Origin of the sequence: Duganella hordei (assembly GCF_040369125.1) — a bacterium.
GTDB lineage: Bacteria > Pseudomonadota > Gammaproteobacteria > Burkholderiales > Burkholderiaceae_D > Rugamonas > Rugamonas hordei.
This window is the reverse complement of sequence record NZ_BPWI01000002.1, coordinates 186670-205389: the sequence shown is the minus strand read 5'-3', so window position 1 is coordinate 205389 and position 18720 is coordinate 186670. Positions and strand designations below refer to the sequence as shown.

23 protein-coding genes are annotated in these 18720 nt (G+C 62.5%); 13 read left to right on the top strand and 10 right to left on the bottom strand.

Features of this window, described 5'->3' with window-relative positions; all coding sequences use genetic code 11:
* The 4 genes from ABWW33_RS05145 to ABWW33_RS05130 are packed head-to-tail and all read right to left on the bottom strand — an operon-like array spanning position 1 to position 2545.
* Positions 1 to 504: a hypothetical protein gene (locus ABWW33_RS05145; protein ID WP_176654708.1), complete on the bottom strand. Its 504-nt coding sequence runs from the start codon at positions 502 to 504 to the stop codon at positions 1 to 3.
* A gap of 48 nt (positions 505 to 552) precedes the next feature.
* The gene (locus tag ABWW33_RS05140; protein WP_353399646.1) at positions 553 to 855 is read right to left on the bottom strand and encodes a hypothetical protein; all 303 of its coding nucleotides are present in this window, start codon (positions 853 to 855) and stop codon (positions 553 to 555) included.
* Positions 856 to 862: 7 nt separating this feature from the next.
* Complete coding sequence (gene rfaE2 / locus ABWW33_RS05135) at positions 863 to 1345, bottom strand: D-glycero-beta-D-manno-heptose 1-phosphate adenylyltransferase (RefSeq protein WP_176654710.1); 483 nt, start codon at positions 1343 to 1345, stop codon at positions 863 to 865.
* A gap of 12 nt (positions 1346 to 1357) precedes the next feature.
* On the bottom strand, positions 1358 to 2545 hold the full coding sequence (locus tag ABWW33_RS05130; RefSeq protein WP_176654711.1) for a PilT/PilU family type 4a pilus ATPase: 1188 nt from the start codon (positions 2543 to 2545) through the stop codon (positions 1358 to 1360).
* Between the two features lie 102 nt (positions 2546 to 2647).
* On the opposite strand from ABWW33_RS05130, the gene ABWW33_RS05125 reads away from it, so the two are divergent.
* The 3 genes from ABWW33_RS05125 to ABWW33_RS05115 all read left to right on the top strand — a co-directional run bounded on the left by ABWW33_RS05125 (position 2648) and on the right by ABWW33_RS05115 (position 4955).
* Positions 2648 to 3580 carry a hydrogen peroxide-inducible genes activator gene (locus ABWW33_RS05125; RefSeq protein ID WP_353399642.1) on the top strand — a complete coding sequence of 311 codons (933 nt, stop codon included), beginning with the start codon at positions 2648 to 2650 and terminating at the stop codon, positions 3578 to 3580.
* A 68-nt stretch (positions 3581 to 3648) separates the two neighbouring features.
* Complete coding sequence (ubiA, locus tag ABWW33_RS05120) at positions 3649 to 4503, top strand: 4-hydroxybenzoate octaprenyltransferase (RefSeq protein ID WP_353399639.1); 855 nt, start codon at positions 3649 to 3651, stop codon at positions 4501 to 4503.
* A gap of 101 nt (positions 4504 to 4604) precedes the next feature.
* On the top strand, positions 4605 to 4955 hold the full coding sequence (locus ABWW33_RS05115; RefSeq protein ID WP_176654714.1) for an ElaB/YgaM/YqjD family protein: 351 nt from the start codon (positions 4605 to 4607) through the stop codon (positions 4953 to 4955).
* Between the two features lie 71 nt (positions 4956 to 5026).
* Here ABWW33_RS05115 and ABWW33_RS05110 read toward each other — a convergent pair whose 3' ends face one another.
* Positions 5027 to 5272, bottom strand: coding sequence for a hypothetical protein (locus ABWW33_RS05110; RefSeq protein WP_353399636.1), 246 nt, complete (start codon positions 5270 to 5272; stop codon positions 5027 to 5029).
* Between ABWW33_RS05110 and ABWW33_RS05105 the strand changes: the two genes are divergently transcribed.
* From ABWW33_RS05105 to ABWW33_RS05085, 5 genes are all read left to right on the top strand, one after another.
* Positions 5271 to 6611 carry an MFS transporter gene (locus ABWW33_RS05105; RefSeq protein WP_353399633.1) on the top strand — a complete coding sequence of 447 codons (1341 nt, stop codon included), beginning with the start codon at positions 5271 to 5273 and terminating at the stop codon, positions 6609 to 6611. The genes ABWW33_RS05110 and ABWW33_RS05105 overlap by 2 nt on opposite strands.
* Before the next feature lie 71 nt (positions 6612 to 6682).
* Positions 6683 to 7675: a M14 family metallopeptidase gene (locus ABWW33_RS05100; RefSeq protein ID WP_353399631.1), complete on the top strand. Its 993-nt coding sequence runs from the start codon at positions 6683 to 6685 to the stop codon at positions 7673 to 7675.
* Between the two features lie 122 nt (positions 7676 to 7797).
* A complete protein-coding gene (locus ABWW33_RS05095; RefSeq protein ID WP_353399628.1) occupies positions 7798 to 8739 on the top strand; it encodes a LysR family transcriptional regulator in 942 nt (313 codons plus the stop codon).
* A 342-nt stretch (positions 8740 to 9081) separates the two neighbouring features.
* Positions 9082 to 10092 carry a porin gene (locus ABWW33_RS05090; RefSeq protein WP_353399625.1) on the top strand — a complete coding sequence of 337 codons (1011 nt, stop codon included), beginning with the start codon at positions 9082 to 9084 and terminating at the stop codon, positions 10090 to 10092.
* A gap of 61 nt (positions 10093 to 10153) precedes the next feature.
* Entirely contained in the window at positions 10154 to 10612 is a 459-nt protein-coding gene (locus tag ABWW33_RS05085) for a cache domain-containing protein (protein ID WP_353399622.1), read from the top strand.
* Positions 10613 to 10747: 135 nt separating this feature from the next.
* Here the strand turns inward: ABWW33_RS05085 and ABWW33_RS05080 are convergent, their stop codons facing one another.
* The 3 genes from ABWW33_RS05080 to ABWW33_RS05070 form a co-directional block, all read right to left on the bottom strand.
* Positions 10748 to 10975 (bottom strand): addiction module protein, encoded by a 228-nt coding sequence (locus ABWW33_RS05080; protein WP_353399619.1) that lies wholly within the window; start codon positions 10973 to 10975, stop codon positions 10748 to 10750.
* Positions 10976 to 11054: 79 nt separating this feature from the next.
* Positions 11055 to 11378 carry an MmcQ/YjbR family DNA-binding protein gene (locus tag ABWW33_RS05075; protein WP_353400694.1) on the bottom strand — a complete coding sequence of 108 codons (324 nt, stop codon included), beginning with the start codon at positions 11376 to 11378 and terminating at the stop codon, positions 11055 to 11057.
* Positions 11379 to 11408: 30 nt separating this feature from the next.
* A complete protein-coding gene (locus ABWW33_RS05070; RefSeq protein WP_176654718.1) occupies positions 11409 to 11708 on the bottom strand; it encodes a high-potential iron-sulfur protein in 300 nt (99 codons plus the stop codon).
* A gap of 134 nt (positions 11709 to 11842) precedes the next feature.
* Here ABWW33_RS05070 and ABWW33_RS05065 point away from each other — a divergent pair, with 134 nt between their 5' ends.
* Positions 11843 to 13102 carry a parallel beta-helix domain-containing protein gene (locus tag ABWW33_RS05065; RefSeq protein ID WP_353399615.1) on the top strand — a complete coding sequence of 420 codons (1260 nt, stop codon included), beginning with the start codon at positions 11843 to 11845 and terminating at the stop codon, positions 13100 to 13102.
* A gap of 14 nt (positions 13103 to 13116) precedes the next feature.
* Entirely contained in the window at positions 13117 to 14253 is a 1137-nt protein-coding gene (locus ABWW33_RS05060) for an SO2930 family diheme c-type cytochrome (protein ID WP_353399612.1), read from the top strand.
* Here the strand turns inward: ABWW33_RS05060 and proC are convergent.
* Positions 14250 to 15074, bottom strand: a complete 825-nt coding sequence (gene proC / locus ABWW33_RS05055) for a pyrroline-5-carboxylate reductase (protein WP_353399609.1) — start codon at positions 15072 to 15074, stop codon at positions 14250 to 14252. The genes ABWW33_RS05060 and proC overlap by 4 nt on opposite strands.
* Before the next feature lie 2 nt (positions 15075 to 15076).
* Entirely contained in the window at positions 15077 to 15781 is a 705-nt protein-coding gene (locus tag ABWW33_RS05050) for a YggS family pyridoxal phosphate-dependent enzyme (protein WP_353399606.1), read from the bottom strand.
* A 75-nt stretch (positions 15782 to 15856) separates the two neighbouring features.
* Here ABWW33_RS05050 and ABWW33_RS05045 point away from each other — a divergent pair, with 75 nt between their 5' ends.
* The 3 genes from ABWW33_RS05045 (at position 15857) to ABWW33_RS05035 (ending at position 18638) form a co-directional block, all read left to right on the top strand.
* Entirely contained in the window at positions 15857 to 16900 is a 1044-nt protein-coding gene (locus tag ABWW33_RS05045; protein WP_176654723.1) for a type IV pilus twitching motility protein PilT, read from the top strand.
* A 106-nt stretch (positions 16901 to 17006) separates the two neighbouring features.
* Complete coding sequence (locus ABWW33_RS05040) at positions 17007 to 18143, top strand: PilT/PilU family type 4a pilus ATPase (protein WP_176654724.1); 1137 nt, start codon at positions 17007 to 17009, stop codon at positions 18141 to 18143.
* 9 nt (positions 18144 to 18152) lie between these two features.
* Positions 18153 to 18638, top strand: a complete 486-nt coding sequence (locus ABWW33_RS05035; RefSeq protein ID WP_353399602.1) for a glutathione peroxidase — start codon at positions 18153 to 18155, stop codon at positions 18636 to 18638.
* Positions 18639 to 18720: the final 82 nt, after the last annotated feature.

Here is an 18720-nt window from a genome sequence, read left to right as displayed (position 1 = left end):
CTAGCGCGGCCGGCTCGGCCGTTCCAGCTTGAGATAAATGAAGGCTGCGGCCATGCCGAAAATGACATGGGCAATGGCCGTCGGCCACCCTCGCAGCGCTACGAACCATGTATAGACCGCGGCCATGCCATAAAAGTTCAGCGCATAGAGCAGCAATCCGAACACGGCGCCGGCGGCCAGCGCCAGGCCCATGCTGGAATCAAGACGGAACGGCGCGATGATGGCGGCCAGCACGACACCGAACGCTACGCCCAGCGAGTAGTGCACCAGCAGCGCGGCGACGGTGACGCCGAGACTGTAGCCGCTGCCCTGCAGCGCGTCCCAACCCATCACCAGCGCGGCGATCATGTGGGTCGCCAGCCAGGGATCGTCGCTGCCGGTCGCGGCCAGCCAGATCGGCTCGAGCAGCATCAGCACGCCGCCGGCGCCGAAGCCCGCCACCGCAGCGGCGGCCCAGTCCGGCAGGCGCGCCTGCCAATGATGTGATTGCAGATGCAGTTCCATGATGTCTCCTCCCCGGATACCTGTGCGGCATTCAGTCTAGGAGTTTTTTCAGGACCTGTCAGCCCGCGCACGACTCGAAAACGACAGCCATAAAGCGAGCGCGGCGGCGCCAAGCAGACTCGTGCAGACGGTGCTGGCGGCCACCAGCGCGGCCGGGTTGCGCAAGCCCAGCAGGTCGGCCGCGAACGCCAGCGACACTGTCGCGATCAGCTGGGCCGGACAGAGGAAGCGCAGCTGGCGAAAGGCGCGCGCGTCGCCGCGCCGCCAGAACTTGAGCGCGACGGCAAACGAGGGGCCCCACAGCACGCCGAGAAAAACCAGCGCGGCGAAGGCGGAGAGCAGGATGCGCATGAGGAACCTAAGGACGCTGGGCGCGCACCTTGGTCAGCAGCTTGGTGGTCGAGCGGTCATGCTCGAAATCGATGGCGATGGCCTGGCCGCCGTAGGCCAGCACGGCCTGGCCTTCCGGGATCGCATCCATCTGGTAGTCACCGCCCTTGGCGTAGATTTCCGGACGCGCCTGCTGCACCACTTCCAGCGCGGTGTCCTCGTCGAAATCGACCACCAGGCTGACCGACTCCAGCGCGGCCAGCACCGCCATGCGGTCGGCGCAGGTGTTGAGCGGACGGTCGTCGCCCTTGCCCAGCCGCTTGACGGAGGCGTCGGTGTTGGCCGCCACCACCAGCGAGGCGCCCAGCGCGCGCGCCTGCGCCAGGTAGGTCACATGGCCGCGGTGCAGGATATCGAACACGCCGTTGGTCAGCACCACCGGCTTGGGCAGCGCGGCCACGCGGGCGGCCAGTTGTTCACGGGTGCAGAGCTTGGTTTCAAATTGAGGCATCAGGTTTCTTTTCTACTTGGATTCTTCTTCGTCCGGCTCTTCGTCGATCTGCATGCTGAGCGAGTCGGCGCCGGCGGACGGACTGTTGTCGCCGGGTTCCTTGCGGTCGCCGCGCAGCTTGATCTGCAGGCGCAGGCCGTTGGCCGAGTCGGCGTTGCGGATCGCCTCTTCGTAAGCGATGTAGCCCTTATTATAAAGTTCGTACAGCGCCTGGTCGAAGGTGCACATGCCCAGCTCGCGCGACTTGTGCATGATTTCCTTGATCGCCTGGAAGTTCCCCTTGAAGATCATCTCGGCGATGGTCGGCGTGTTGAGCAGGATTTCAATGGCGGCCTTGCGGCCCTTGCCGTCCTCGGTGCGCACCAGCCGCTGCGACACGATGGCGCGCAGGTTGGACGACAGATCCATCAGCAGCTGGTTGCGCCGCTCTTCCGGGAAGAAGTTGATGATGCGGTCCATGGTCTGGTTGGAGTTGTTCGCATGCAGCGTGCCCAGGCACAGGTGGCCGGTCTCGGCAAACGCGATCGCGTGCTCCATGGTCTCGGTGTCGCGGATCTCGCCGATCAGGATCACGTCCGGCGCCTGGCGCAGGGTGTTCTTCAGCGCGTTGTGCCACGACAGCGTGTCGACGCCCACCTCGCGGTGCGTGATCAGGCAGCCCTTGTTCTTGTGCACGTACTCGACCGGATCCTCCACCGTGATGATGTGGCCGGCCGAATTGGCGTTGCGGTAGTCGATCATCGCCGCCAGGGTGGTGGACTTGCCGGAGCCGGTGCCGCCGACCACCAGCACCAGCCCGCGCTTGGTCATGATGACTTCCTTCAGCACCTCGGGCAGGTCCAGCTTTTCGAAGTTCGGTATTTCCGATGCGATGGTCCGTATCACCATCGCCACGTTCTGCTGCTGCACGAAGACATTGACGCGGAAGCGGCAGACGTCCGGCAGCGAAATGGCAAAGTTGCATTCCAGCTCAGCCTCGAACTCGCGCTTCTGCTTGTCGTTCATGATCGACAGGGCCAGCGCGCGGGTCACGGAGCCGGTCAGCTTTTGCTGGCTCAGCGGCTTCATCGCCCCCTGCGACTTCATGCTGGGAGGGAAATCCGCGGAAATGAACAAATCCGAACCGCCGGTGTGGTGCATCACCTTCAGCAGCTTGTGCAGGTAGGCCTGCGCCTCTTCTGGACCAAATGTGGAGGACATACTTGCCTTTCGATGGTTACGCCGCATTATATCGGCAGCATTCCGCTACAATAGCTTTTCTAATTATTGCATCCCAGCATCGCCTGTGTTCAAATACATTTCATGACACTGACCGAACTGAAATACATCGTTGCTGTTGCACGAGCGAAACACTTCGGACACGCGGCCGAAGCTTGCTATGTTGCACAGCCTACGCTTTCGGTCGCCATCAAGAAACTGGAAGATGAACTGGGCGTGGTCCTGTTTGAACGGGGCGGCGCCGAAATCTCCGTCACCCCGCTGGGCGCGCAAATCGTCGCCCAGGCCGAGCGCGTGCTGGAACAGACCGCCGCCATCAAGGAACTCGCCAAACAGAACAAGGATCCGCTGGCCGGACCGCTGCGCCTGGGCGTGATCTACACCATCGGCCCCTACCTGCTGCCGCCGCTGGTCAAGGGCATGATAGACAAAGTGCCGCAGATGCCGCTGATCCTGCAGGAGAACTTCACCGTGCGCCTGCTGGAAATGCTGCGCCAGGGCGAACTGGACGCGGCCATCATGGCGCTGCCGCTGCCGGAGCACGGCATGGCGCTGCAGGCGCTGTACGACGAGCCGTTCGTGGTCGCGATGCCGGCCCAGCATCCGTGGACCAAGCGCAAGAGCATCCCCGCCGACGACCTCAAGACCGAAAACATGCTGCTGCTTGGTAACGGACACTGCTTCCGCGACCAGGTACTGGAAGTATGTCCCGAGATGGCCCGTTTCTCTGCACCCGGCAACGGCATGCAGCGCACCTTCGAGGGCTCGTCGCTGGAAACCATCCGCCACATGGTCGCCAGCGGCATCGGCCTGACCGTGCTGCCGCGCGCCTCGGTGCCGGACATGGACAGCGACGACGGCATGCTGCGCTTCCGTCCCTTCGACCTGCCGGAGCCGTCGCGCCGGGTGGTCATCGTGTGGCGCAAAAGCTTCACCCGCAAGTCCGCCATCGACGCCGTGTGCGAAGTGGTCGCCGCCTGCAACCTGCCCGGCGTCACCCCGCTCAGCGCCGGATGACGGCGCCGCCGCACCGGCGGGCGCGGGATTTGCGATAATCCCATCTTTCCCTACGAACGACGTCATCCATGAACAAGCTGGAGCTGTATTTCCGCCTCGTGCGGCTGGACAAACCTATCGGCACGCTGCTGCTGCTGTGGCCGACGCTGTGCGCGCTGTGGCTGGCCTCCGACGGTAAGCCGGACTGGACCGTCGTCGGCATCTTCGCGCTCGGCACGCTGCTGATGCGTTCCGCCGGCTGCGCGATGAACGACTACGCCGACCAGGATATCGACAAGTTCGTCAAGCGCACCGCGCAGCGGCCGATCACCAGCGGTCGCGTCAGCGGCAAGGAAGCGCTGGCGATCGCCGCCACGCTGGCCCTGCTGTCGTTCTGCCTGATCCTGCCTCTGAACGCGCTGACCAGGCAGTTGTCGGTGGCCGCCGTCATCATCGCCGGCACCTATCCTTACTTCAAGCGTTTCTTCGCCATCCCGCAAGCCTACCTGGGCATCGCCTTCGGCTTCGGCATCCCGATGGCGTTTGCCGCGCTGCAGGGCGCGGTGCCGGTGGTGGCCTGGGTGCTGTTGCTGGGCAACGTGTTCTGGGCCGTGGCCTACGACACCGAGTACGCGATGGTCGACCGCGACGACGACCTGAAGATCGGCATCAAGACCTCGGCCATCACCTTCGGCCGCTACGACGTGGCGGCGGTGATGCTGTGCTACGCCGTGCATCTGGGCTTGCTGCTGGCGTGCGGCTGGCAGCTGGGTATGGGCGTGTGGTTTGCCGGCGGCGTGGCGGTGGCGGCCGGCATCGCCTGCTATCACTACACGCTGATACGCGGCCGCGAACGGGATCCCTGCTTCTACGCCTTCCGCCACAACAACTGGCTGGGCGCGGCGGTGTTCGCCGGCGTCGCGCTCGACTACGCGCTGCGATAGCACGATGACAGGCTTGCACGATTGAGCCACCGCAAGACGGCGCGGGCCCCGCTGTCTACACTGATTATCCCCCAGCCACCAGCCACCTAGACGAGGTCATCATGGATCAGACTCAACAGAACGGTAAAGCCATCTCCGACAGCCAGGCCGCCAGCAACACAGCGCGCGACAAGCTGATGGACGAATTGAAAAGCACCATCGGCGAAGCGGAGAAATGGCTGCAGGACACCGCCGGCCAGGCAAGCGCCGTCGCCTCCGAAGCCCGCGCCCGTTTCGACGACTCGCTGCGCACCGCCAGGGCCGACCTGCGCAAGCTGGAGGACAGCGTCATCGCCCGCGGCCGCGGCGCGGCCGAATCGGCCAACGTCTACGTGCATGACAACCCATGGAAAGCCGTCACCCTCGGCGCCACGATAGGCGTCATCTTCGGGCTGCTGATCGCCAGGAAGTAAATCACGCCTCGCTCAGCCCATCCGTAGCGCATATGGCGTTCCGCGCGGGGCGCTGACGTCTCTCTACTCCATCAAGCCCCGCCAACTTCATCGCCAACAACCGGGCAGCAAGCTCCGTGTCCGCGTGCTGACGACATCACAACAGTGCCAAGCCGGACGACCTCGACATCGTATAAGGCAATAATCGGTGCCAAAAGAGCAGTTTTCGACATTGGATGCGCATATACACTGGAATTTGGATCGAGATCTTCCAGAAGCACAAGCGCATCACCCTGTGCCCACAGTAAATACAAACAATCATAAGGAGAGGTACGCATGGGAACTCATGCTCAAACACCGGCAATCGAACTTCCCGTGGAGGGAATCAGTGCAGCGACGCGTTCGAGAAAAAACCCGTGGCGAGAAATTTGTGCGGCCAGCATAGGCAACGCGCTTGAATTCTATGACTTGTTGATCTATGGCTATTTTGCGATCGTAATTGGCAAGCTCTTCTTCCCGGCGGACGATGAAGCCACCTCCTTATTGCTGAGTATCGCATCGTTCGGCATTTCCTTCGTTACGCGTCCGCTGGGCGCGATCATACTTGGCAGCTACGCCGACCGGGTTGGACGGAAGGCATCGCTGACCGCCTCCATCGCGTTGATGATGCTGGGCACGGCCATGATCGCCTTCGTGCCCAGCTATGCGCAGATCGGCATCGCGGCGCCGATCATCATCGTTTTAGCACGGATGTTGCAGGGCTTCTCGACGGGCGGCGAATTCGGCGCCGCAACCGCATTCATGGTTGAACACGCCGACGCCAAACGACGAGGTTTTTTCGCCAGTTGGCAAATGTCGACGCAGGGTCTGGCAACCGTGATGGCCGCCGGGGTCAGCGCCCTCCTGAGCGCGAATCTCACCGACGCGCAAGTGAGCGCCTGGGGTTGGCGCGTAGCGTTTGCCATCGGTCTGCTGATCGGCCCCGTGGGTCTGTACATTCGTCGCCATATCGACGAGACCGCCGATTTCAAAAAACTGGGGGAGGCGCAAAAGCAGAAATCACCGCTGCGTGAAGTATTCACCAATGACTGGCGCAACATGCTGCTGGGCGGCGGGGTCTTTGCGGCGGCAACGGCGTTCAACTATGTCCATAAAGTGTACATGCCGACCTATGCCATCAAGCAGCTGCATCTGCCGGCCAGCTCGTCCTTCCTGGGCGCGGTGGTCACCGGCGCGGTGCTGATGTTCGCGGCGCCGGTGGTAGGCAACCTGTCCGACCGCCTCGGCCGGCTTCGCGTCATGATGGTAGCGCTCATCCTGATCGGCACCACCAGTTTCCCGTTGTTCTTCCTGCTGTCGGCCTGGCCTACCGTCACCACCCTCATGCTCGTGCAAGCCTTGGTGGGACTGTTATTGGCGGCCTGCCTGGCACCGATTCCGGCACTCCTGGCGGATATCTTCCCCACCAGTACACGTGGCACGGGGCTGGCGCTCAGCTACAACTTCACGGCGACCCTGTTCGGCGGGTTTGCCCCGCTGATCGTCACGGTACTGATCGACACCCTGCACAACAAAACCGCGCCCAGTTTTTACGTCATGTCCACCGTCGCAATAAGTATTACCGCGCTTGTTTTACTGGGCCGGCGAACCGGCGGCGCCCCCGTGTCGCATCGATAAGCACCGGACTGTCCTCATACCGCAGTCGACGCCGGAACGTCGGCTGCTGCATCTTACTGGAGCAATCACACATGACCAATATGCATCACCCACATGCCAGCCTGGCACCCTATCCAATCGAGGTCGAATTCCCCAACATACGCCGCTGGCGCGACAGCGGGGGCATCGATTACATCCATACGTTCGACAGCCATGTGGCAGGCCCGCATGTCATGGTGCTCGCACTCAATCACGGCAATGAAGTGAGCGGCGCAATCGCGGTCGATACGCTGCTGGCCAGCGGCGTGCGGCCGATCGCGGGCCGCCTCAGCCTGGGCTTCGCCAACGTCGAGGCCTACGAGCGCTTCGATCCGCGTTATCCGGATGCGAACCGCTTTGTCGACGAAGACTTGAACCGGGTTTGGCATCCAGCCTGGCTGGACGGCACACGCGACAGCATCGAGTTGCGCCGCGCACGCGAGCTGCGGCCACTTATCGACAGCGTGGATCTACTGCTGGACATACACTCGATGCATGAAGAGGCGCCGCCGCTGATGATGTGCGGTCCGCTGGCAAAGGGACTGGAGCTCGCCATTGGTTATGAGATGCCCCAGCACCTGATCATTGATACAGGGCACGCCAACGGTACCAGGCTGCGCGACTATGGTCGCTTCGGCAATCCGCATCATCCGGCGAACGCGCTGCTGATCGAAACAGGACAACATTTCTCGCGCCGCAGCAGCCAGGTCGCGCTGGATAGCGCGTGCCGGTTCTTGCTGCAAAGCGGCGTGGTGAACATGCTTGATATCGCTCAGTTCCTTGGAGATGGCGATGATGCCAGCGCCGGCGATCAATACATCATCCAAATCACTCAGGCAGTAGTAGCCAAATCGATGGCATTCGAATTTGCGGCCCCCTACACCGGCATGGAAGTCATCACCAAGGCTGGAACCGTGATCGCCTGCGACAGCGGCATGGATGTCGTCACTCCCCACGACAACTGCATTATCGTTCAGCCTTCCTTGCGCCAGCTCGCACCGGGCATCGCCGTGGCGCGCCTGGGCCGGTTGCTTTCCCACGACTAAACCGTCGCAGGAATAAGACGCGCTTGCCTATCGCCGCGAGCCGGCACTATACTGACTTGCCAAAGTGAAACGAAAATTCCGGGAACTCCCCTGGGCGCCCCTCTCAAGGCAAAGGATGGAAAATGCAACTCGCATGGCTTGAGGATTTTGTCGAACTCGCCCGGACCCGGAGCTTTGCCCGTGCGGCGGAACTGCGCTGCGTTACGCACCCTGCGTTCGGACGCCGCATCAGGGCCCTGGAATTATGGGTTGGCGCTGCGCTGGTGGAGCGAAAGCAGCCTGCTGCGCTGACGCCAGCAGGGGTCTTATTCCTTGAAGCGGCTACTTATACCTTAAACGTTCTACATTCAGCTCGTGGGCAATTACAAGAGCGCTCAAGCCTGTCCGAAACACCGCTCCGTATCGCCACCGGCCGCACCTTGTCGCGCACTTATTTTCCAGAATGGTACCAAGGGATCTGCCATCGTTTCGGCACGCTCCCGGTGAGCGTCGTGACGAGCGGCTCCCAGGAAGCCATCGCAAGATTGGCGGCAGGCGATGTGGACTTGCTCATCACCTATTCCAGCCCCGTCACCAGACTGTTAATTGACGCCCGCCGCTACGAGTCTCAGCTTCTGGCAACGGAAATTATGTTACCGGTCAGCGCGCCGGATGCGCGCGGCGCCGCCCGCTATCAACTCTCGTATTCCAGCACTTCCCCAACGCCCTGGCTGGCATTTTCAAGCTCCCTCACGCTGCGGGGCATATTGGCCAAGCATATGGCCGAGCTCCCCCGAAAGATTGCCCTGCACATGGTTTACCAGTGCGATTCCTACGACTCGATATTGGAAATGGCGATTCGTGGAATCGGGCTGGCGTGGCTACCCGAACGCTTGGTCAGAGAGGAAATCCAGCGTGGCCGCCTGCTCGTCGTCGGCGACAGCAGCGTAAGAGTCCGTTTCGATATCGCGCTGTACCGCCGGCGCGACAGCACCGCCAATCATTGGGCGCGTACCATTTGGGACGGCCTGACCGAGGCGACCCCGACACCGGCAGCATCACTTGCCGCAGCGGTCCCAACCTGATCTTCCGCATCCCCCGTTCCACAGCTGTCTCGTAATTGCGACGCCCACCGGCCGTCCGCTGAGACCACACGCCCGTCGGCGTCAATATTTTCGCTTTTCACCGGCCCCTTTGCACCAGATTTGGGCGCCACCACGCCGACTTCAATCCGCTTGAGCAAATAGCACCAACCGGTGCCCTATCGGCAACGCTCTGCACAAGCTGCTTTCTATACTTGCTTCAGAACTACTGTGAATGCCTGGACGCACGCGAAGCTCCAGCCGGCACAACTCCACGGTAGCGGCAACTGACAGCAGCGGCCTTCCCGTTGTTCCGATCGCTTGAGCGGTTACTTGAGCATACCCTTGAAAGAGCAAACCATGAAAATAAGAGACATTGCAATTGCCCTGCTAGCCGCATCGGCCGCCCAGGCGCAGGCGCAATCCCAAGTGACCGTCTATGGCGTCATCGACCTCGATCTCGTACGCGACAACAATGGCACTGCCGGCGTCACGCGCATGGATGCGGGCGTTCTCAATGGTAGCCGCCTGGGCTTCAAGGGCAGCGAGGACTTGGGTGCGGGCTTGTCCGTCATCTTCCAACTGGAGAACGGATTCACCGGCGACACCGGCGCCCAGGCGGACCCCGCCAGGCTTTTTAACCGCCTGTCTTTTGTCGGACTGAGCGGCAAATACGGAACGCTGAAACTGGGGCGCCAGAACAATCCGGTCTACACCACGCTCACCAGCTGGGACCCCTTCGCCATCGGGATGGCGGGTGACTCTTCCCGTCTGTTCAGCTACAACGGCAGCCGTACCGATAACGTAGTGAGCTATAGCTACGCGGTAGGTAAAGTTCGCGGAGAATTCCAATACGGTGTAGGCGAGGTACCCGGCAACAACGCGGCCAGCCGCGTGCTGGCAGGTTGGACCGGCTACACAGTTGGGGCGCTGGACGTTGTTGCCACGTACCAGAATATCCGCAACGCCAACGATACCGCGGCCACACGCATGGCCCTGATTGGCGGCAATTACAACTTGGGTCCGGTTAAAGCATTTGTTTCCTACGCCAGAGAAGACGGCGTGGTACTGGGCAGCGCCAAATTGCTGAGCCAGCGTGATGCCTTGGTCGGCGCACGCATCCCGGTTAGTGAAGCCGGCACAGTCATCGTTTCCTGGATACGCAAAACAGACCGCATTCTGGTCAACGGCGGCGCGAACCAATACGCCATAGGCTATCGCCACGACTTGTCCAAGCGTACCACCCTGTACACCAGCATCGGCGAACTACGCAACGACGCGGCTGCGCTGTACAAGGTTGTCGCCGCAGGCAAGACCGACAAGTTGCTCAACGCAGGCATTCGTCACATTTTCTAAGCTGAACACGGCGGCGCCATCGCGGTGCCGCCGTCCCCTCTCCATACCAGGAAGCTCCGTCATGAAAACCTTATTGAAATCGTTGTTGCTTGTCAGTGCTTTTGCATTCACCGCCGGCGCCGCAAATGCCGCGGACAATCCGGCCGATGCCAAAGCCCTGGTGGAAAAAGGGGTGAGCTACATGAAGAAGCACGGCAAAGCTGCGCTGATTGACGAGATCAATCACAAAAATCCGATCTTCATAAATGGCAATATTTATCTCGCCATGCGCGCCACTGACGGCACGACTTTAGCCCATCCAATCAACCCGCGCGTGATCGGCAAGAACATGGTGACGCTGCCCGATGCAGACGGAAAATACTACCGCAAAGACATCCTGGATATCGCGGCAAAGACGGGCGCAGGCTGGATTGACTACCGCTACAACAATCCCAGCACCGGCGAAATTGAACGCAAGGCCACCTATTTCATACGCGTGGACGATGTGATACTGGAGGCCGGCATATACAAGGGAAAATAGGCTGCCTGGCCAGCCTGCGCATCAGTTTAACTTCAGCCAGGAACTCTGCGCCCAATCCCTGACGCTTTTGCTCGCACCATCGAGCCGCTTCCGCGACATGGCCGCTCACCGCTTGAGAGAATATGATTGGAAGCGTCATTGACGCATGCGGACGTGAGCTGCGGCCTCAACTTCATCCCAGGTCAGAACGTCACCCGGATTTGCCTCGTGTTCCGCTAACAACTTATCCAGTTCGGCTTTTTGCGCATCGGTCGGCTCGGGTACAGCACCGCTGCGAACAATGCCATCCCAGATTGCCTCTACCAAAGCAAGCTGATCTTCTACCGTCAACTCGCTCACTTGCTGTAGCAAATCGTTTTTCATGATGAGCTCCCTGAAGAATATCAGTCTACCATCGTACGATACGATGATACGCCACTGGCTCGCTGTCGCTTGATTGTGATCACAACATACCAGCTTCAACACTGGCGCCATGCAGCTTAAGCACCGACTTCGGCGCCGCCATCAGCCATGCATTCGCCAGCAGCACCGCCACACCGTCGCGGTGCGCCTGCGGCAGGCGCAGCAGGACCCACGGATGTTCGCGGCAATGGTCTGTGATGTAGTAGGTTTCCGGCGCTATCGTCAGCAGGCGTTCGCGCTCTTCCCACGTGGCGCGCACCGCGACCGACTCGCCATCCTCCTTCAGCCGCGCCATCAGCTTGCCTTTGACCTTCAGCGCCGGCGTGCCGTACGAGGTCGACTCTTCCACCGCGGGAAGCGCCAGGCGACAGCTTTGAAAGCAGCGTAATCCATGTCACCCGAACGAGCTGCACCAGCCGCCGGCCGCCACCAGCTTGCCGGCGAAGATGGGACAGCCGCCCATGCCGTTCGGGCCATCCTCGTAGATCTGGCATTTGCTGCATTGGTCGCCGGGTTTGAACTCGGGGAATTTGTGCCGGTCCACCTTGCCGGCGTCAATCAAGTAGTTGAACTCTTTCGCCTGCGGCTCGTCCTCCTTGAGCGCCACGCGGTCGTCGGCCCACGCCATGCAGCCCAGCGTCGCGGCGGCCAGGCCGGCGCAGGTGTTGAGAATAAATATTCGGCGATTCGTCATCTTTTTCCTTTCCGTCGCTGCCGCGCCACATGGCGCGACAAGGGCCATGATACGCCGTTGCGGCCGAAAACATGCTGCTATACTCAACGTTGCCAGGCACGCTACATTGACCAATAAAAAAATCAGGGGACAACATGTACAAGGCTATACGCGCAGTCGCACTTTGCGGTTCCATCGGCGTGTTGTTGGGCGCCTGCAGCAAGTCCGAAGCACCGGTGTCCGCCGAAACGGCCAGCGCTGACGCGGCCTTCCAGAAAAAACTGCAAGAGCAATTGCTGGACGCCAAGCCCGGCAGCGTGGTCGAGATCCCCGCCGGCACCTACCGACTGACCAGCGGCCTGACCCTGCGCGGCAACGGCGTGACGATACGCGGCGCCGGCATGGACAAGACCATCCTCTCGTTCAAGGGCCAGATCACCGGACCGGAAGGCATGCTGGTCTACGCCAGCAACTTCACCATCGAAGGCCTGACCATCGAGGATTCCAAGGGCGACGGCCTGAAGATCAACGACGGCGACAACATCACCATCCGCAAGGTCAAGGTGCAATGGACCGGCGGCTCCAAGGTCAGCAACGGCGCCTACGGCATCTACCCGGTCAAGACCAGAAACGTGCTGATCGAGGACTGCGTGGCGATCGCCGCGTCCGACGCCGGCATCTACGTCGGCCAGTCCAACGGCGTGGTCGTGCGCCGTTCGCGCGCCGAGCAGAACGTGGCCGGCATCGAGATCGAGAACACCATCAACGCCGACGTCTACGACAACGTCGCCACCAACAACACCGGCGGCATCCTGGTGTTCAACATGCCCAACCTGTCGCAACCGGGCCACAGCACCCGCGTGTACCAGAACAAGGTCGAGAAGAACAACCTGGGCAACTTCGCCGCGCGCGGCACGGCGGTGGCCAGCGTGCCGGCCGGTTCGGGCATCGTCATCAACTCCAATTCGAAAGTGGAGATCTTCGACAACGACGTCACCGATAACCAGACCGCCAACGTCATCATCTCCAGCTACCACTCGACCGGCTACTACACCGAAAAAGGCGTGGCCGCCGGCTACGATCCGTATCCGAAGGCGATCTACGTGTACGGCAACCGCTTCAAGGGCGGCGGCGATTCGCCCGACGGTCTCGACCTGAAGGCGCTGAAGATCGCCATGTACGGCTTGAGCGGCCACCTGCCCGACGTGCTGTGGGACGGCTACGTGGACACCAAGCTGATGGTCAAGGGCGTGCTGCCGGCCGACCAGCGCATCTGCATCCAGGACGGCGTGGACGTGCTCAACGCCGACGGTCCGAACAAGTACAAGAACCCGAGCAAGGACACCGCGCCGTACCGCTGCGAACTGGCCAAGCTGCCGCCGGTGACCATTACCCAGCTCGCCGCGCAGTCATGACGGGAGCAAGCGCAATGCGTTCGCTGCTGCTGGCGGCGATGGCGGCGTGCGTACTGTCGGCGTGCACGCAGAATCAGCAGCCGGTCAGCTTCATCGCCGAAGGCAATCCGGCCAAACTGAGCGACTGGCATCTGATGGCCGTCGCAGGCGGCCGCCTGAACCTGAACACCGGCGTCGTGCCCTACGACCTGAACACGCCGCTGTTCACCGACTATGCGCAAAAGCTGCGCACCGTATGGATGCCGAAGGGCCGGAGCGCCGTCTACAACGCCGACACCACGTTCGAGTTCCCGGTCGGCACCATCATCAGCAAGACCTTCTATTATCCGAAGGCGGCCGGCCCGGCCAAGGCGGTGCTGGCGACCTACGACACCAGCAAGAACGGCGGCGACAAGCTGGACCTGGCCAACGTGCGCCTGATCGAAACCCGGCTGCTGGTGCGCCGCGCCGACGGCTGGATCGCCCTGCCCTACGTGTGGAATCCCGAGCAGACCGAGGCCGTGCTGTCGCGCACCGGCGACCAGGTGCCGCTGGAAGTGGTGCACGAGGACCGGAGCAGCAAGCAGCTGACCTATGTGGTGCCGAACGTGAACCAGTGCGCGTCCTGCCACGTGGCGGACGTCAAGTCGCGCCAGTTCCAGCCCATCGGACCGAAGGCGCGGCACATGAACCGCAGCTACAGCCATGACGGCGTGAGCGTCAACCAGCTCGACTACCTGGCACGCATCGGCTACCTGAGCGGCGTGCCGGCCAACGCGGCGGCGGCCGCGCCGCACAACGCCAACTGGCGCGATGCGGCGCAAACGCTGGACGCGCGCGCCCGCGCCTACCTGGACATCAACTGCGCCCACTGCCACAACGACAAGGGCGCGGCCAACACCACGGCGCTGCACCTGAACATCGGCGCGCCGGCCGACCTGCATCTGGGTTTGTGCAAGCCGCCGGTGGCGGCGGGCGCCGGCACCGGCGGCCATGGCTACGGCATCGCGCCGGGCAAGCCGGACGAGTCGATCATGGTCTACCGGCTCAGCTCCGCCGAAACCGGCATCATGATGCCGGAACTGGGACGCGGCTCGGTCCACAAGGAAGGCGTGGCGCTGATACGCGCCTGGATCGCGGCGATGAAGCAGGGCTGCGACAGCAAGAGCTAGCTGGCGGCGCCCAGCTCGTCGCCCATCTCCTTGCCGCGGTGGGCGGCGGCCTTCATGGCCTTGATGATGGCCGCCTTGACGCCGCTCTCCTCCATGCTGGTCAGCGCCGCGTAGGTGGTGCCGCCCTTCGAGGTGACGCGCTCGCGCAGCAGCGACACCGGCTCGCTCGAGCGGATCGCCAATTGCGAGGCGCCGCCGAAGGTGGCCAGCGCCAGCTGCTTGCCCTGCTCCTCGTTCAAGCCCATTTCCACCGCGGCCTGCTGCATCGCCTCGATGAAGTAGAACACATAGGCCGGGCCGCTGCCGGAAACCGCCGTCACCGCATCGATCTGCGCCTCGTCGTCCAGCCACACGGTGGGGCCGACGGCGCGCAGGATGTCGTCCGCCATCTTCTTCTGTTCCGCGCTGACGCCGGCCGTCGCCGCCATGCCGGTGATGCCCATGCCGATCAGCGCCGGCGTGTTCGGCATGCAGCGCACGATGGCGCCGTAGCCGCCCAGCCAGCGCGACAGGTCCGCGCCGCGGATGCCGGCCGCGATCGACACGATCAGCGGCTGCTTGGCCGGCGAGATCAGCGGCGCCAGCTGCGCCGCCACTTCGCGCATGCTTTGCGGCTTCACCGCCAGCACGATCACGTCGGCCGCCGACACGGCGCCATCCGCGCCGGCGGCGGTGGTCACGCCGAATTGCGCGTGCAGCCGTGCCAGCGCTTCCGCGTTCGGGTCGGCCACGTGGATGTTGGCGCCGGCCGTCAGTTTGTTCGCCAGTCCGGCGATCAGGGCGGAGGCCATGTTGCCGCCGCCGATAAATGCTATTTTCATGGTCAAGCCTTGTTGTATTGTCGTGATCCAAAAATGGCGCTGCCGACGCGCACGATGGTGGCGCCCTCGACGATCGCCGCGCGCATGTCGGCCGACATGCCCATCGACAGCGTATCGAGCGCCAGGCCGTCGGCGCGCAACTGCTCGTACAGCGCCCGCAGCTGCGCGAACGCCGCGCGCTGCTGTTCAAAGTCCTCGGCCGGCTCGGGGATCGCCATCAGGCCGCGTAACGTCAGATTCGGCAGCGCCGCGACCTTGTGGGCCAGCGCCGCCAGTTCGTCCGGGGCGACGCCGCTCTTGCTGGCCTCGCCGCTGATATTCACCTGCAGGCAGATCTGCAGCGGCGCCATGCCGGCCGGCCGCTGCTCGGACAGCCGCTGCGCGATCTTCTCGCGTTCGACCGTGTGCACCCAGGCGAAGTTCTCGGCAATGGGGCGGGTCTTGTTGCTCTGGATCGGGCCGATGAAATGCCACTCCAGCGCCGGCGCGCCGGCCGCCTGCAGCGCCTGGATCTTGTCCAGCCCCTCCTGCAGGTAATTCTCGCCGAACGCCCGCTGGCCCGCGCCCACCGCCTCCAGCACCGCGTCCGGGCCGAAGGTCTTGGACACGGCCAGCAAGCGCACCGACTGAGGCGGCCGGCCAACATCTTGGGCTGTGGCAATAATAGTCGAGGTGATTGCTTGCAAGTTCTGGGGGATCAGGGACATAATCATCGGGTAAAAAATCGTTATTAAGCTGTACATCAGACTGCACATCACCAACGTCAGGCACAGGGATTATAAATGGACATCTCCGAACTTCTCGCATTCTCCGTCAAGAACAAGGCTTCGGACTTGCACCTGTCAGCCGGCCTGCCGCCGATGATACGGGTACACGGCGACGTGCGCCGCATCAACCTGCCGCCGCTGGAGCACAAGGACGTGCACGGCATGATTTATGACATCATGAACGACGGCCAGCGCAAGGCCTACGAGGAAATGCTGGAATGCGACTTTTCGTTCGCGATTCCCGGGCTGGCGCGCTTCCGCGTCAACGCCTACAACCAGGAACGGGGCGCGTCGGCGGTGCTGCGGACGATTCCATCGAAGATCCTGAGCCTGGAGGAACTGAACGCGCCGAAGATCTTCGCCGATTTCGCCCTGAAACCGCGCGGCCTGGTGCTGGTGACGGGTCCGACCGGATCCGGCAAGTCGACCACCCTGGCGGCGATGGTCAACCACCTCAACGAAAACGAATACGGCCACATCCTGACGATCGAAGACCCGATCGAGTTCGTGCACGAATCGAAGAAGTGCCTGATCAACCAGCGCGAGGTGGGGCCGCACACGCTGTCGTTCAACAACGCGCTGCGCTCGGCGCTGCGGGAAGACCCGGACGCGATCCTGGTCGGCGAGCTGCGCGACCTGGAAACCATCCGCCTGGCGCTGTCGGCGGCGGAGACGGGCCACCTGGTGTTCGGCACCCTGCACACCTCGTCGGCCGCCAAGACCATCGACCGTATCGTCGACGTGTTCCCGGCCGATGAAAAGGAGATGGTGCGGGCGATGCTGTCCGAATCGCTGCAGGCGGTGATCTCGCAGACGCTGCTGAAGACCAAGGACGGCAGCGGCCGTGTGGCGGCGCACGAGATCATGGTGGCCACGCCGGCGATCCGCAACCTGATCCGCGAAGCGAAGATCGCGCAGATGTACTCGGCGATCCAGACCGGCAGCAACGTCGGCATGCAGACCCTGGACCAGAACCTGACGGACCTGGTGCGCCGCAACGTCATCAGCGCCGCCGCCGCCCGCAACGCCGCCAAGACGCCGGACAATTTCCCCGGCTAAAACCTGGGGTCAGATCCGACATTTGGACACGAACTCTGCCGTAGCGGCCGCTACGGCAGAGTTCGTGTCCAAATGTCGGATCTGACCCCGTCTTAAAGGACACATCATGGAACGCGACCAGGCATCCAAATTCATGTTCGACTTGCTGCGCTTGATGACCAGCAAGAAGGGCTCGGACCTCTTCATCACCGCCGGCTTCCCGCCGGCCATCAAGATCGACGGCAAGATGACGCCGGTGTCGTCGCAGGTGCTGACCTCCGCCCACACCATGGACCTGGCCCGCTCCATCATGAACGACAAGCAGACCGCCTCGTTCGAGCTGACCAAGGAGGCCAACTTCGCCATCAGCCCCGGCGACCTGGGCCGCTTCCGCGTGTCGGCGTTCGTGCAGATGAGCTCGGTCGGCATGGTGTTGCGGACCATCACCAGCGAAATCCCCAAGCTCGAGGACCTGGGCCTGCCCGACGTGCTCAAGGACGTCGTCATGTCCAAGCGCGGCCTGGTGGTCATGGTCGGCGCCACCGGCTCCGGCAAGTCGACCACCTTGGCGGCCATGGTCGGCTACCGCAACGAGAACAGCTACGGCCACATCATCACCATCGAGGATCCGGTCGAGTACGTCCACCCGCACAAGAACTGCATCATGACCCAGCGCGAAGTCGGCGTCGACACCGACGACTGGGAAATCGCCCTGAAGAACACGCTGCGCCAGGCGCCGGACGTGATCCAGATCGGCGAGATCCGCGACCGCCAGACCATGGACCACGCGATCGCCTTCGCCGAGACCGGCCACCTGTGCCTGGCCACCCTGCACGCCAACAGCGCCAACCAGGCGCTGGACCGCATCATCAACTTCTTCCCCGAGGAGCGCCGCCAGCAGCTGCTGATGGACCTGTCGCTGAACCTGAAGGGCATGATTTCCCAGCGCCTGATCCCGAAGAAGGAAGCCAAGGGCCGCGCCGTGGCGATCGAGATCCTGCTCAATTCGCCGCTGATCTCGGACCTGATCTTCAAGGGCGAAGTCCACGAAATCAAGGAGCTGATGAAGAAGTCGCGCGAACTGGGCATGCAGACCTTCGACCAGTCGCTGTTCGACCTGCACGAGGCGGACCTGATCACCTACGAGGACGCGCTGCGCAACGCCGACTCCGTCAACGACCTGCGACTGGCTATCAAGCTGGAAGGCAAGGCCGCCAAGAACCGCGACCTGTCGGCCGGCACCGAACATCTGGGACTCGTCTAAGGAAGCACCGTGAGCACACTCTACGACATCACCGCCGACAGCCTGGCCGGCACTCCGGTCGACCTGGGCCGGTACAAGGGCCAGGTCCTGCTGATCGTCAACACCGCCAGCAACTGCGGCTTCACGCCGCAATACAAGGGGCTGGAGGCGGTCTACCAGCAGTTCAAGGACAAGGGCGTGACGGTGCTGGGCTTCCCCTGCAACCAGTTCGGCGCCCAGGAGCCGGGCCAGGCCGACGAGATCGGCGCCTTCTGCGAAAAGAACTATGGCGTCACCTTCCCGCTGTTCGCCAAGATCGATGTCAACGGCGACCACGCCCACCCGCTGTTCCAGAAGCTCAAGAAGGACGCGCCCGGCATCCTCGGTACCGAGGCGATCAAATGGAACTTCACCAAGTTCCTGATCCGCAAGGACGGCACCGTCTACGATCGCTACGCTCCATCCACCAAGCCGGAAGACCTGATCGCCGACATCGAAAAGCTGTTGGCCGAATAAGCTTGGTCAGGAAAGTTGTAAAATAGTGAAAACGTTTTCCAAAAAACGTGCTTTGGGTTAACTTTTCGGTAATAATGGCCGT